The 12,492-nt window shown below is 74.2% G+C and carries 11 protein-coding genes; 8 read left to right on the top strand and 3 right to left on the bottom strand.

What is annotated here, in order from left to right:
- The first annotated feature begins 81 nt into the window (after nucleotides 1-81).
- Nucleotides 82-1,041, top strand: a complete 960-nt coding sequence (locus ACFP3R_RS11140) for a TIGR03885 family FMN-dependent LLM class oxidoreductase (protein ID WP_380635227.1) — start codon at nucleotides 82-84, stop codon at nucleotides 1,039-1,041.
- Nucleotides 1,038-2,576 carry an alpha-amylase family protein gene (locus tag ACFP3R_RS11135; RefSeq protein ID WP_380635226.1) on the top strand — a complete coding sequence of 513 codons (1,539 nt, stop codon included), beginning with the start codon at nucleotides 1,038-1,040 and terminating at the stop codon, nucleotides 2,574-2,576. Before ACFP3R_RS11140 ends, ACFP3R_RS11135 begins: the two co-directional genes overlap by 4 nt.
- A 61-nt stretch (nucleotides 2,577-2,637) precedes the next feature.
- Here the strand turns inward: ACFP3R_RS11135 and ACFP3R_RS11130 are convergent, their stop codons facing one another.
- The 3 genes from ACFP3R_RS11130 to ACFP3R_RS11120 form a co-directional block, all read right to left on the bottom strand.
- Nucleotides 2,638-3,195 (bottom strand): hypothetical protein, encoded by a 558-nt coding sequence (locus ACFP3R_RS11130; protein ID WP_380635225.1) that lies wholly within the window; start codon nucleotides 3,193-3,195, stop codon nucleotides 2,638-2,640.
- A 250-nt stretch (nucleotides 3,196-3,445) separates the two neighbouring features.
- Nucleotides 3,446-4,114, bottom strand: coding sequence for a response regulator (locus tag ACFP3R_RS11125; protein WP_380635223.1), 669 nt, complete (start codon nucleotides 4,112-4,114; stop codon nucleotides 3,446-3,448).
- Nucleotides 4,111-5,682 (bottom strand): ATP-binding protein, encoded by a 1,572-nt coding sequence (locus ACFP3R_RS11120; protein WP_380635222.1) that lies wholly within the window; start codon nucleotides 5,680-5,682, stop codon nucleotides 4,111-4,113. The genes ACFP3R_RS11125 and ACFP3R_RS11120 overlap by 4 nt, the downstream gene beginning before the upstream one ends.
- A 70-nt stretch (nucleotides 5,683-5,752) precedes the next feature.
- On the opposite strand from ACFP3R_RS11120, the gene ACFP3R_RS11115 reads away from it, so the two are divergent.
- The 6 genes from ACFP3R_RS11115 to ACFP3R_RS11090 all read left to right on the top strand — a co-directional run bounded on the left by ACFP3R_RS11115 (nucleotide 5,753) and on the right by ACFP3R_RS11090 (nucleotide 12,469).
- Nucleotides 5,753-6,835, top strand: a complete 1,083-nt coding sequence (locus ACFP3R_RS11115) for a Bug family tripartite tricarboxylate transporter substrate binding protein (protein WP_380635221.1) — start codon at nucleotides 5,753-5,755, stop codon at nucleotides 6,833-6,835.
- A complete protein-coding gene (locus ACFP3R_RS11110; RefSeq protein ID WP_380635220.1) occupies nucleotides 6,832-7,374 on the top strand; it encodes a tripartite tricarboxylate transporter TctB family protein in 543 nt (180 codons plus the stop codon). Before ACFP3R_RS11115 ends, ACFP3R_RS11110 begins: the two co-directional genes overlap by 4 nt.
- On the top strand, nucleotides 7,367-8,878 hold the full coding sequence (locus ACFP3R_RS11105; RefSeq protein ID WP_380635219.1) for a tripartite tricarboxylate transporter permease: 1,512 nt from the start codon (nucleotides 7,367-7,369) through the stop codon (nucleotides 8,876-8,878). Before ACFP3R_RS11110 ends, ACFP3R_RS11105 begins: the two co-directional genes overlap by 8 nt.
- A 176-nt stretch (nucleotides 8,879-9,054) precedes the next feature.
- The gene (kdd, locus tag ACFP3R_RS11100) at nucleotides 9,055-10,071 is read left to right on the top strand and encodes an L-erythro-3,5-diaminohexanoate dehydrogenase (protein ID WP_380635217.1); all 1,017 of its coding nucleotides are present in this window, start codon (nucleotides 9,055-9,057) and stop codon (nucleotides 10,069-10,071) included.
- Nucleotides 10,072-10,127: 56 nt separating this feature from the next.
- On the top strand, nucleotides 10,128-11,627 hold the full coding sequence (locus ACFP3R_RS11095) for an amidohydrolase (protein ID WP_380635269.1): 1,500 nt from the start codon (nucleotides 10,128-10,130) through the stop codon (nucleotides 11,625-11,627).
- Nucleotides 11,624-12,469, top strand: a complete 846-nt coding sequence (locus tag ACFP3R_RS11090) for a toll/interleukin-1 receptor domain-containing protein (protein WP_380635215.1) — start codon at nucleotides 11,624-11,626, stop codon at nucleotides 12,467-12,469. Before ACFP3R_RS11095 ends, ACFP3R_RS11090 begins: the two co-directional genes overlap by 4 nt.
- The last annotated feature ends 23 nt before the right edge of the window (nucleotides 12,470-12,492 follow it).

The following is a 12,492-nucleotide window of genomic DNA, read 5'->3' as shown; positions in this document are numbered from 1 at the left end:
TGCTCTCCCGGCCCCGGGCCCGGTGTCCCACCGGTCCCGGTGGGGGTGTCGCGGAAGCGGACGTTGGGTACGTGAAGCGGCATGACGGTCATCGGTGTGCACGCGTCCCACGAGCAGGTCCACCCCAGCGCGCTCCTGGCCGCCGTCCAGCGGGCCGAGCAGGTCGGCTTCGACGCGGCGATGTCCTCGGACCACTTCTCACCGTGGAGCAGCAGGCAGGGGCAGTCGGCGTTCGCCTGGTCGTGGCTGGGTGCCGCGCTCCAGTCGACCAGGCTGCCGCTCGGCGTGGTCAACGCGCCCGGTCAGCGCTACCACCCGGCGATCATCGCCCAGGCCATCGGCACGCTCGGCGCGATGTACCCGGGCCGGTTCTGGGCGGCGCTGGGCAGCGGCGAGGCCAGCAACGAGCACATCACCGGCGAGGTGTGGCCGGACAAGGCCACCCGCAACGCCCGGCTGCGCGAGTGCGTCGAGGTGATCCGGGCGCTGCTGCGGGGTGAGGAGGTCACCCACCGCGGTCTGGTGACCGTCGACCGGGCCAGGGTGTGGACCCGGCCGGAGGAGCCACCACCGCTGATCGGGGCGGCGGTGAGCGAGGCGACCGCCCGCTGGTGCGCGGAGTGGGCCGACGGGTTGATCACCGTCAACGCCCCCGTCGAGCAGCTGGAGCGGATGCGCGACGCCTACCGGGAGGCGGGCGGGCGGGGCAAGCTGCACCTCCAGGTGCACCTGAGCTGGGCGGAGGACGAGGAGGAGGCGACCGCGCTGGCGCACGAGCAGTGGCGCAGCAACGTGTTCGCCCCGCCGGTGTGCTGGGACCTGGACCTGGCCGAGACCTTCGACGTCGTCTCCGAGCACGTCACGGTCGAGCAGGTGGCGCGGGTGGTCAACATCTCGGCCGACCTGGGCCGGCACGCCAAGACCCTGCGCGAGTACGCGGACCTGGGCTTCGACGAGATCTACCTGCACCACGTGGGCGTGGAGCAGGAGCGGTTCCTCGACGCCTTCGGCGAGCACGTGCTGCCGGAGGTGCGGGCGTGAAGCTGACCAGGACCGCGGACCTGTGGTGGAAGAACGCCGTCGTCTACTGCCTGGACGTGGAGACCTTCCACGACTCCGACGGTGACGGCTGCGGCGACTTCCGGGGGCTCACCCAGAAGATCGACCACCTGCACCGGCTGGGCGTGACCTGCCTGTGGCTGATGCCGTTCTTCCCCACCCCCGACCGCGACGACGGCTACGACATCACCGACTTCTACGGCGTCGACCCGCGGCTGGGCACGCTGGGCGACTTCACGGAGTTCGTGCGCACCGCCCGCGACCGGGGTATGCGGGTGATCGCGGACCTGGTGGTCAACCACACCTCGGACCAGCACCCGTGGTTCCAGCAGGCCCGCGACCCGGACTCGCCGATGCACGACTGGTACGTCTGGGCCGACGAGAAGCCGGCCGACGCGGACGAGGGCATCGTCTTCCCCGACGAGGAGACGTCGCTGTGGACCTACGACCGCAAGGCGCGCAAGTACTACCTGCACAAGTTCTACAAGCACCAGCCCGACCTGAACGTGGCCAACCCGGCGGTGCGCGACGAGATCGCCCGCGTCATGGGGTTCTGGATGGAGCTGGGGCTGTCGGGGTTCCGGGTGGACGCGGTGCCGTTCCTGCTGGAGGCGCCGGTGGAGGCGCTGCCGGACCCGCACGACTACCTGGGTGACCTGCGGGCGTTCCTGTCGCGGCGCAACGGCGAGGCGGTGCTGCTGGGCGAGGTGAACCTGCCCTACACCGAGACGATGCGCTTCTTCGGCGACAACGACGGCGTGGGCGACGAGCTGCACATGTGCTTCGACTTCATCGGCATGCAGCAGATGTTCCTGTCGTTGGCGCGCCAGGAGGCCAGCCCGCTGGCCCACGCGCTCAAGGAACGGCCGCAGCCGCCGCGCGACTGCCACTGGGCGACGTTCGTGCGCAACCACGACGAGCTGACCCTGGACAAGCTGACCGTGCCCGAGCGGGAGGAGGTCTTCGCGGCCTTCGGCCCCGAGGAGGACATGCAGCTCTACGGGCGCGGCCTGCGCCGCCGCCTGCCCTCGATGCTGGGCGGCGACCTCGGGCGGATCAAGATGGTCTACAGCCTGCTGTTCTCGCTGCCGGGCACCCCCGTGCTGTTCTACGGCGAGGAGGTCGGCATGACCGAGGACCTGTCGCTGGAGGGGCGGCAGGCCGTGCGCACCCCCATGTGGTGGGACGCCGCGGCGGAGCAGCGCCGCGACGAGGACTCGCTGCTGTCCTGGGTGCGGCTGCTGGTCGAGCGCTACCGGGAGTGCCCGGAGCTGGCGTGGGGCGCCTTCCAGGTGCTCGACACCGCCGAGCCGGGTGTGCTGGCCCACCGCTGCGACATCGACGGCGGCACCGTGGTGGCGGTGCACAACCTGGCCGACCGCGACGCCACCGTGGAGATCGACAAGCTCGACGGCGAGCTGACCGACCTGCTGGTGGACGGCACGGTGCCGGTGAAGGGCGGGGTGGCCCGCGTGGAGCTGGGCCCCTACGGCTGCCGCTGGTTCCGCCAGGTCTAGCCCCGGTCGCGGTCACCTCCGGCGCCGGGTCCCGTGACGGGGCCCGGCGCCGGTCGCGGTCTCAGCAGCCGCCGCAGTTGTAGTAGGTGACGTCCCAGTGGTTGCCCTCCAGGTAGTAGACGTTCCCGGAGCCCGAGCGCCACTTGCTGCCGCCGATGGAGGTGAAGGTGTTCTTGACGTAGGAGTCGAGGCAGCTGGAGAGCCGGTAGTCGAGCTTGTAGCCGTTCCAGTGGCTGTAGGTGCCGCTGGCGTGGCCGGTCTCGGTGCCGCCGGTGATGGTCAGGGCGCAGCCGCTGGCGCGCTTGAGGGTCTCCGCGCCCTGGATGGTCGGCAGGTTGACCTGGTCGAATGAGGTGCAGGTGGGCCGGTTGCGGTCGCTGCACCCGCCGCTGGAGGTCCACGAGATGCCGGCGGTGCGCAGGCGGGAGGTGGCCTGGGCGTGGGTCAGCTTGGTCACCAGCGCGGTGACCGGGGTGTCGGCGGCGGGCTGGAAGACCGGGTCCTGCCCGATGGGGGAGGCCGCGATGGGGTTGGCTGCGGCGGTGGTGGCGCCGGCGACGGTGAGCAGTGCGGCGGCCGCCGCGGTGACGAGCGCGGCGCGGAACCTGCTGGTGCGCATGGGTGTCCTTTCGGCGGGCAGCCCTCGTGGACCCGGGGTGCCGGGTCGAGAGCAGGGCGGGCTACGGGGACGCCCGCGGTCGTCGAGTGCGAGGGCGGCGGCCGCGGGCGGGACGTCCCGCGCGCCACGTTACGAGCCGGAGGCTTTCCGCACAGCGGCCAAGTGGGAGATTTTCCGTCAACCCGTGGCCGGGTAACGACGCGTGTTCGGCACACCGAACCCCGGCGGCCGGTCGCGGGTTCCGCGCCGCTCAGGTCAGCCGGTAGCCGTGGGCGGGGCGGTTGGCCATGCCGTAGCGGGGCTGCACCTCGGCCTTGCCCACCCCGACCAGGTGCTCCAGGTACCGCCGGGCGCTGACCCGCGACATCCCGGTCCGCTGGCCGACCTCCTGCGCCGACAGGTCCCCCGCCGCGGTCCGCAGCGTGTCCACCACCAGCCGCAGCGTCACCGCCGACAGCCCCTTGGGCAGCGCGGTGCGCGGCCGGTGCTGCAACAGCTGGTCCACCTCCTCCTGGTCCAGCCACGGCCCGAGCCGCCGCACCTCGGCGCGCCGGGCCAGGTACTCCCGCATCCGGTCCAGGAACGCGGTCCGGGTGAACGGCTTGACCAGGTAGTGGTCGACCCCGCGCGACATCGCCTGCCGCACGGTCTCCCGCTCGCGCGCCGCGGTCACCGCGATCACGTCCACCGGCGGCCCGGAGCGCGACCGCAGCCGCGCCAGCACCTCCAGCCCGGAGATGTCGGGCAGGTGGATGTCGAGCAGCACCAGGTCCGGCCGCAGGGCCTCCACCGCCCGCAGCGCCTCCGCGCCGCCGTGCGCCTCGCCCACCACGGTGAACTCCGGCAGCGACGCCAGGAACCCGCGGTGCACGGCGGCGACCGCGAAATCGTCGTCCACGACCAGCGTGCGCACGGTCACCGGACCACCTCCGGCAGCCACACGTCGAACGACGCGCCGCCCAGCTCCGAGTCCGACACCTCGACCCGGCCGCTGCGCCGGGTCACCACCCTGGACACCAACGCCAGTCCGATCCCTCGACCGTGGGCGCCGCGCGGCGCCTTCGAACTCACCCCGGGGGCGAAGATGCGCCCGCGTTCGGACCGCTCCACCCCCGGTCCGTCGTCGTCCACCACGACCCGCACCCCGCCCTCGTCGGACCGCACCAGCACCCGCACCGTCCCGCCCGCGTCCACCGCGTCCACGGCGTTGTCCACCAGGTTGCCCAGCACGGTCAGCGCGTCGTCGCCGGTGCGGGTCGCCACCTCCGAGCCGGGGTCCAGCCGCAGCGCCACGCCGCGTTCGTGCGCGGTGGAGGACTTGGCCAGGAGCAGCGCCGCCAGCGCCGGGTCGTCCATCGCGCCGCCGAGGATCTCCGAGGTCACCGACCCGGTGCCGCCGACCCGCTCGATGTAGGCCACGGCGTCCTCGCGGCGGTCCAGCTCGACCAGGCCGCCGATGACGTGCAGGTGGTTGGTGAACTCGTGGGCCTGCGCCCGCAGCACCTCGGTCACGGTCCGCTGCCCGTCGAGCTCGCGCAGCGCGTCGTGCAGCTCGGTGCGGTCGCGCAGGGTCAGCACCACGCCCACGGGGCGGCCCTGGGTGCGGGCGGTCATCCGGTTGGCCACCAGCACCCGCTCGCCGGCCAGCACGGGCCGGTCGACCACGTCGTCCTCGCCGAGCACCAGGTCCAGCAGCCCGCCGTGCTCCAGCACCTGCGCGGCGGGCCGCCCGGTCGGGTCGTCGGTGAGCCCCAGCAGCCGCACGGCCTCGTCGTTGACCAGCGCCAACCGCCCCCGCTCGTCGACGGCGACCACGCCCTCGCGGATGCCGTGCAGCATCGCGTCGCGGGTCTCCAGCAGCTGGGCGATCTCGGCGGGCTCCAGCCGGAAGGTGCGCTTGCGCACCATGCGCGTGACCAGCGCGGCCCCCAGCACGCCCACCAGCGCCGCGGCGGCCAGCCACCCGGTCAGCTCGGGCAGGTCCTCGGCCAGGTCGGCGGCCAGCTCGCTCTCCAGGATGCCCACCGACGCCATGCCCAGGACCTGCCCGGACGTCGAGCGCACCGGCACCTTCGCCCGCAGCGAGGTGCCCAGCGTCCCGGTCTCGGTGCCGACGAACACCTGCCCGGACAGCGCGGCGCTGGGGTCGGTGGACACCCGCTCGCCGATGCGCCGCCGGTCGGGGTGGGCGTAGCGGACGCCGTTGTGGTCGGTGACCACGACGTAGGTGACCCCGGAGGCTTTGCGCAGCAGCTCGGCCAGCGGCTGGATGGTCGCGCTCGGGTCGGGCGAGTCGAACGCCTCCACCACCGAGGGCAGCCGCGCCACGCTCTCGGCCACCGACAGCATCCGGTCCTTGTACGCCTCGCGGATGCGGTCGCTCTGGAGCTTGGCCGCCATCAGCCCCGCCGCGCACACGGTGGCCAGCACGATGACCACCTGCAACGCGAGCAGGGAGACACCCAGGGGGACCGAACGGCGGCGCATGGGGCGCATTCTCACCCATCGCGTGTGAGCCGGGCCACGACCTAAACGACCAATACGGCCCTTACGACCATTGCCCCTGTTCACCCGGTCGTGGCTCTTAGCGTTCGCGGCCACCGACGGCGACGGCGCCGGGCGGGAGACGACCGGGCGGGGCCCGGCGTGGAACACGGAGGACCTGATGGCAGGACGACGCACCCGATTCCTCGCGGCCGCGGTCGCCGCGGGCCTGGCGCTCGCGGGCTGCGGTGGCGGCGGCACGGCGAGCGGCGACATCGACCGGCTGGAGATCATGGCCCCGGCCGACCCCGGCGGCGGCTGGGACCAGACCGCCCGGTCGATGCAGGCGGCGATCACCGGCGCGGAGCTGGTCGACTCCGTGCAGGTCTCCAACGTCGGCGGCGCGGGCGGCACGGTGGGCCTCCAGAAGATGGCCAACGAGCGCTCCGAGTCCTACCTGATGGTCACCGGCCTGGTCATGGTCGGCGCGGTGGAGACCGCCGGGGTCGACAAGCGCCTGGAGGACACCACCCCCATCGCCCGGCTGACCGCCGAGGACGAGGTCGTCGTGGTCCCGGCCGACTCGCCCCACCAGAGCATCGAGGACCTGCTGGCCGCGGTGGACCGGGAGGGCCAGGGGGTGGCGATCACCGGCGGCTCCGCGGGCGGCACCGACCACATCCTGGCGGCCATGCTGCTCAAGGCCAAGGGCATCGACCCGGCCAAGCTCAACTACGTGGCCTACTCCGGCGGCGGCGAGTCGCTGGCGGCGCTGCTGGGCGGCCAGGTCGACGCGGGCATCTCCGGGGTCGGCGAGTACCTGGAGCAGATCAAGGCGGGCAAGCTGCGCGCCCTGGGCACCTCCGGCCCGAACGAGCACCCCGAGGTCAAGGCGCCGACGTTCAAGAACCTCGGCACCGGCGTGGAGCTGATCAACTGGCGCGGCGTGGTCGCGCCCGGGTCCATCTCGGTCGAGGCCAAGGAGCGCCTGGTCGAGCTGGTCACCAGGATGCACTCCGGCGCCCAGTGGCAGGACGAGCTGACGAAGCGCGGCTGGACCGACACCTTCCTGACCGGTCACGACTTCAACACCTTCCTGACCACCGAGATCGGTCGCATCAAGCCGGTCCTGGAGGAAATCGGCCTGGTCAAGTGACCGGCCCCGACACCGGCCCGGCCGCCGGGCCCGCCCCCGGGCCCTCCCGGGCGGCCAGGGTCGAGGAGGGCGTGTTCGCCGGGCTGGTCGTGGCGCTGGGGGTGTTCACCCTGGTGGACACCCCCTCCATCCCCGCGGTCGGCCAGGCCGGGACCGTGGGTCCGCGCGCCTTCCCGTACGCGGTGGCCGCCCTGCTGCTGGTCACCGGGGTGGCGACGCTGGTGGCCGTGCTGCGCGGCAGGCTCGGCCCGGCCGAGGACGCCGAGGACGTCGACCCGGACGCCCGCACCGACTGGGTCACCGTGGCCAAGCTGGTCGCGGTGCTGGTGGCGCACCTGGTGCTGATCGAGCCGCTGGGCTGGCCGGTGGCGGGCGCGGTGCTGTTCCTGGGCGCGGCCTGGACGCTGGGCGCGGTGTGGTGGAAGGCCCTGCCGGTCGCGGTGGTGCTGGCCCTGGTGGCGCAGGTCGTGTTCGCCTCCGGGCTGGGCCTGTCGCTGCCCGCCGGGATCTTCGAGGGGGTGCCGTTGCTCGATGGGTGACTGGGCCGCCCTGCTGGAGGGCTTCGCGACCGCCGCGCAGCCCGAGTACCTGCTCTACGCCCTGCTGGGCGTCACCCTCGGCACCGCCGTGGGTGTGCTGCCGGGCATCGGCCCGGCCATGACGGTGGCGCTGCTGCTGCCGTTGACCTACTCGCTGGAGCCCGCCGCCGCGCTGATCATCTTCGCGGGCATCTACTACGGCGGGATGTACGGCGGGTCGACCACGTCGATCCTGCTCAACACCCCCGGCGAGTCCTCCTCCGTCGTCACCGCGCTGGAGGGCAACCGGATGGCGCGCGCCGGGCGCGCCGCAGCGGCGCTGGCCACCGCGGCGATCGGGTCGTTCGTGGCGGGCACCATCGCCACGCTGCTGCTCACCGCCCTGGCCCCGACCATCGCCGAGTACGCGGTGAAGCTGGGTCCGGCGGACTACGTGGCGCTGATGGTGGTGGCGTTCACCACGGTCGCCGCGCTGCTGGGCGCCTCCCCGGTGCGCGGCCTGGCGTCGCTGGCGGTCGGGCTGTTCCTGGGCCTGGTCGGCACCGACACCCTGACCGGTCAGCAGCGGTTCACCCTGGGCGCGCCGACGCTGGCCGACGGCATCGACGTGGTGATCGTCGCGGTCGGGGTGTTCGCGGTGGGCGAGGCGCTGTACGTGGCGTCGCGGATGCGGCACGGCCCGGTCGAGGTGGTGCCGGTCGACGGCAGGTGGATGACCCGGGAGTTCTGGCGGCGGTCGTGGAAGCCGTGGCTGCGCGGCACCGCCATCGGCTTCCCGATCGGCACGGTCCCCGCCGGTGGCGCGGACGTCTCGACGTTCCTGTCCTACGCGGCGGAGAAGAAGCTGGCCGAGCACCCGGAGGAGTTCGGGCGCGGCGCCATCGAGGGCGTGGCCGGGCCGGAGGCGGCCAACAACGCCGCGGCCGCCGGCGTGCTGGTGCCGCTGCTGACCCTGGGCCTGCCGACCACCGCGACCGCGGCGATCATCGTGGCGGCGTTCCAGAGCTACGGCATCCAGCCGGGGCCGCTGCTGTTCACGCAGGACTCGGCGCTGGTGTGGGCGCTGATCGCGTCGCTGTACCTGGGCAACGTGATGCTGCTGGTGCTCAACCTGCCGCTGGTGCGGATCTGGGTGAAGGTGCTGCGCATCCCCCGGCCCTACCTGTACGCAGGGATCCTGCTGTTCGCCGCGCTGGGCACCTACGCGGTGAACTTCGTGGTGGACGACCTGCTGCTGCTCCTGGTGGTGGGCCTGGTCGGGTTCTTCATGCGCCGCCACGGCTACCCGGTGGCGCCGCTGGTGGTGGGGCTGATCCTGGGCCCGATGGCCGAGGAGCAGGTGCGCCGCACGCTCCAGATCAGCCAGGGCGACCTGACGGCGCTGGTGACCAGCCCGTTCGCCGCGGTGGCCTACGGGGCGCTGCTGGTGGCGCTGGTGGCCGCGGTGGTGCTGCGGCTGCGGCGGCGGCGTGCCGCCGGGTCGGAGGTCACGCCGACCCCCTGACCGCCCGACCACCACCGCCCGACCTCTTGACCTCGTGACCGGCGAATGCCCGGGGGTTCTCACGGACGAGAACCCCGGGCATTCGCCGTTCGCGCCCAAGGGTGCGGTCTCTTGCGCGAGATCGGCACTTCGCGTGAAGATATCCCGGTCCTACTGTCCTGGACCGAAGGATTTCCATGACTTCGCCGTATGGTCTGCACCGCGTCCTGGCACCGGCGGGTGTGCTGCCGCAGCAGGCGTGGCGGCTGGACGCCACCCCGGTGTGCGGGGCGGACGAGGTCGTGGTGGACGTGGAGCGGCTCAACCTCGACGCCGCCTCCTACCGGCAGCTGCGCGAGGCGCACGGCGTGGCCGGGGTGCGGCGGGCGGTGCTGGACGTCGTCGCCGAGCGCGGCAAGATGCAGAACCCGGTGACCGGGTCGGGCGGGATGCTGCTGGGCACGGTGCGCGAGGTCGGCCCGGACTCGCCGCTGGGCCTGAGCGCCGGGCAGCGGATCGCCACCCTGGTCTCGCTCACCCTCACCCCGCTGCGCATCACCGACGGCCTGGAGCGCTGGGACGGCGCGGACGAGCAGGTGCCCTGCGCGGGCACCGCGGTGCTGTTCGGCCGCTCCATCGCCGCCGTGCTGCCCGACGACCTGCCCGACGCGCTGGCGCTGTCCGTGCTCGACGTGTGCGGCGCGCCCGCGCTGACCGACCGGGTGGTGCGCCGCCGCGCGGCCCGCTCGGTGCTGGTGCTGGGCGGCGGCGGCAAGTCCGGTTCGCTGTCGCTGGTCGCCGCGCGCCGCGCCGGCGCCGGGCGGCTGGTGGCGCTGGTGCCCACCGACCGCGAGGCCGCGGCGGTGCGCGCGGCCGGGCTGGCCGACGAGGTGGTGGTGGCCGACGCCCGCGACCCGGTGGCCGTGGCCACCGCGGTGGGCGAGCCGGTGGAGGTGACCGTGGTGTGCGTGGACGTGCCCGGCTGCGAGCACGGCGCGGTCCTGGCCACCGCCGACGGCGGCACCGTGGTGTTCTTCTCCATGGCCACCTCCTTCCCCGCCGCCGCGCTGGGCGCCGAGGGCCTGGCCGCGGACGTGGAGATGCTCGTCGGCAACGGCTACGTGCCTGGTCACGCCGCGTTCGCCCTGGAGCTGGTGCGCACCGAGCCTGCCGTGCGCGACCTGTTCGAACACAGGCAGACTCAGCAGGCGTGACTACTCTTCTCGTGGGCGGGCGCATCCACAGCCCGAGCAACCCCGACGCCACCGCGATGGCCGTCGCCGACGGCACCGTGGTGTGGCTGGGTCAGGACACCGCCGGCCGCGCCCTGCACCCCGACGCCGAGGTCGTCGACCTGCGCGGCGCGTTCGTCGCCCCCGCCTTCGTCGACGCCCACGTGCACGCCACCTCCGCCGGTCTGCTGCTCACCGGCCTGGACCTGACCGGCTGCCGGTCCGCGCGCGAGCTGCTCGACGCCGTGCGCGCCGCCGGGGGAGCGCTCGTGTGGGGCCACGGCTGGGACGAGACGCGCTGGGACGGGCGGCGGCCCCCGACGCGCGCCGAACTCGACGAGGCCGCCGGCGGCCGGCCGGTCTACCTCTCCCGCATCGACGTCCACTCGGCCCTGGTGTCCACCGCGCTGCTGGACCTGGCGCCCGCGGCCCGCGACGCCGACGGCTTCGCCCCCGACGGGCCCCTGTCCCGCGCCTCCCACCACCACGTGCGCGGCGCGGCCAAGGACGCCATCCCCGCCGCGACCCGCCGCGCCGCCCAGGACGCGTTCCTGCGCCACGCCGCCTCCCGCGGCGTCGCCTCCGTCCACGAGTGCGCCGGCCCCGACATCTCCGGCCTCGACGACCTGGCCGACCTGCTGGCCACCGACCTGCTCGACGTCGTGGGCTACTGGGGTGCCCGGGAGCCGGTCGGGCTGCCCGTGCGCGGCCTGGCGGGGGACCTGTTCGTCGACGGGGCGCTGGGCTCGCGCACCGCCGCCCTGTGCTCCCCCTACGCCGACGCCCCCGACACCTCCGGCGCCCTGTACCTGGACGCCGACGCCGTCGCCGAGCACCTCGTGACCTGCACGCGGGCCGGGTTGCAGGGCGGGTTCCACGTCATCGGCGACGCCGCCGCGGCCGCGGTGGTCGAGGGCTTCGACCGGGCCGCCGCGGTGGTGGGCGTGCCCGCCCTGGCCGCCCGCAAGCACCGCCTGGAGCACCTGGAGATGGTCACCGCCGAGCAGGCGGCCCGACTCGGCTCCTACGGCGTGGTCGCCTCGGTGCAGCCGCTGTTCGACCGCGAGTGGGGCGGCCCGGACGGCATGTACGCCCAGCGGCTGGGCGTCGGACGGGGCACCGCGCTCAACCCGTTCTCCCGGCTGGCCGCGGCGGGCGTGGTGCTGGCCCTGGGCTCGGACGCGCCGGTGACCTCGGTGGACCCCTGGGCCGCGGTCCGGGCCGCGGTGCACCACCGCACCGACGGCTCGGGCATCTCGCCGCGGGCGGCGTTCACCGCCCACACCCGCGGCGGCTGGCGCGCCGCCGGCGTCGACGACGGCCTCACCGGCACCCTCCAGCCCGGCGCGCCCGCCACCTACGCGGTGTGGCGGGCCGGTGAGCTGGAGGTCTCCGCCCCGGACTCGCGGGTGCGGCGCTGGTCGACCGACCCCCGCTCCCGGGTGCCCGCCCTGCCGGCGCTGACCGGGCCCACGCCGGAGTGCCTGCGCACGGTGCTGCGCGGGCGCGTGCTGTTCGATGGGGGAGCGCTGTCGTGAAGGTCTTCCTGTCCTGGTCGGGCCCCGAGACCCGGGAGTTCGCCTCCTTCCTGCGGGACTGGCTGGAGGGCGTCATCCAGGCGGTCAAGCCGTGGATGTCGGAGAAGGACATCGCCAAGGGCCGCCACAGCATGGCCGAGCTGCGCGCGCAGCTGACCGGCACGCGGCTGGGCATCGTGGTGCTGACCTCGGCCAACCAGGGCTCCCGGTGGATCAACTTCGAGGCCGGCGCGATCTCCAACAGCGTCGGCGAGACCGCGGTCGTGCCGCTGCTGCTGGACCTGGGCAAGACCGACGTGGTGGGACCGCTGAGCCAGTTCCAGGCGGTGGACGCGACGGCGCGCGCCGAGGTGCACCAGATGCTCAAGGACATCAACGACGCCCAGGGGGAACCGCTGCCCGAGCGGGTGCTGGCCCGTGCCTTCGACCACGGGTGGCCGGCCTTCGAGGAGGCGGTGCGGCGGTTCCGCGAGCAGGCCCAGGTCGCTGCGGCCTCGGTCGACGCCGCGGCGGTCCCGGTCCGCGACGAGCGCGACGTCCTGGCCGAGATCCTGGAGACGGTGCGCGCGCTGGACCGGCAGGGCCACGCCACCCGGGCCCTGCTGTCCGGCCTGGCCGCGCCGCTGTCCTCGCGGCCCGCGGCCGAGGACGCGCCCCCGCTGCCGGAGGGCGCCTTCGCGGGCCCGGTCGCCCACCGGCAGCCGTCGGCCTACGACTCGGCGGCCGCGCGGTGGGAGAGGACCCGGTCGGAGCCCACCCGCCGCGGCTGGGGACCGATCCGGGCGGCCCGCCCGGAACCGACCGACGAGGCCCCCGACCCGGACCGCCCCGACAACGGCTGACACCGCCGGAACCGCTCCGAGAA

Origin of the sequence: Saccharothrix lopnurensis (assembly GCF_042658445.1) — a bacterium.
GTDB lineage: Bacteria > Actinomycetota > Actinomycetes > Mycobacteriales > Pseudonocardiaceae > Actinosynnema > Actinosynnema lopnurensis.
The sequence above is the reverse complement of the archived record's forward strand: the minus strand, read 5'-3'. Positions and strand labels throughout refer to the sequence as shown.

Bases quoted from the DNA above. Each gene is read 5' to 3' on its own strand.
- ACFP3R_RS11140 (WP_380635227.1), top strand. From the start codon at position 82: ATGACGGTCATCGGTGTGCACGCGTCCCACGAGCAGGTCCACCCCAGC.
- ACFP3R_RS11130 (WP_380635225.1), bottom strand. From the start codon at position 3,195: ATGCGCACCAGCAGGTTCCGCGCCGCGCTCGTCACCGCGGCGGCCGCC.
- ACFP3R_RS11120 (WP_380635222.1), bottom strand. From the start codon at position 5,682: ATGCGCCGCCGTTCGGTCCCCCTGGGTGTCTCCCTGCTCGCGTTGCAG.
- ACFP3R_RS11105 (WP_380635219.1), top strand. From the start codon at position 7,367: ATGGGTGACTGGGCCGCCCTGCTGGAGGGCTTCGCGACCGCCGCGCAG.
- kdd (WP_380635217.1), top strand. From the start codon at position 9,055: ATGACTTCGCCGTATGGTCTGCACCGCGTCCTGGCACCGGCGGGTGTG.
- ACFP3R_RS11095 (WP_380635269.1), top strand. From the start codon at position 10,128: ATGGCCGTCGCCGACGGCACCGTGGTGTGGCTGGGTCAGGACACCGCC.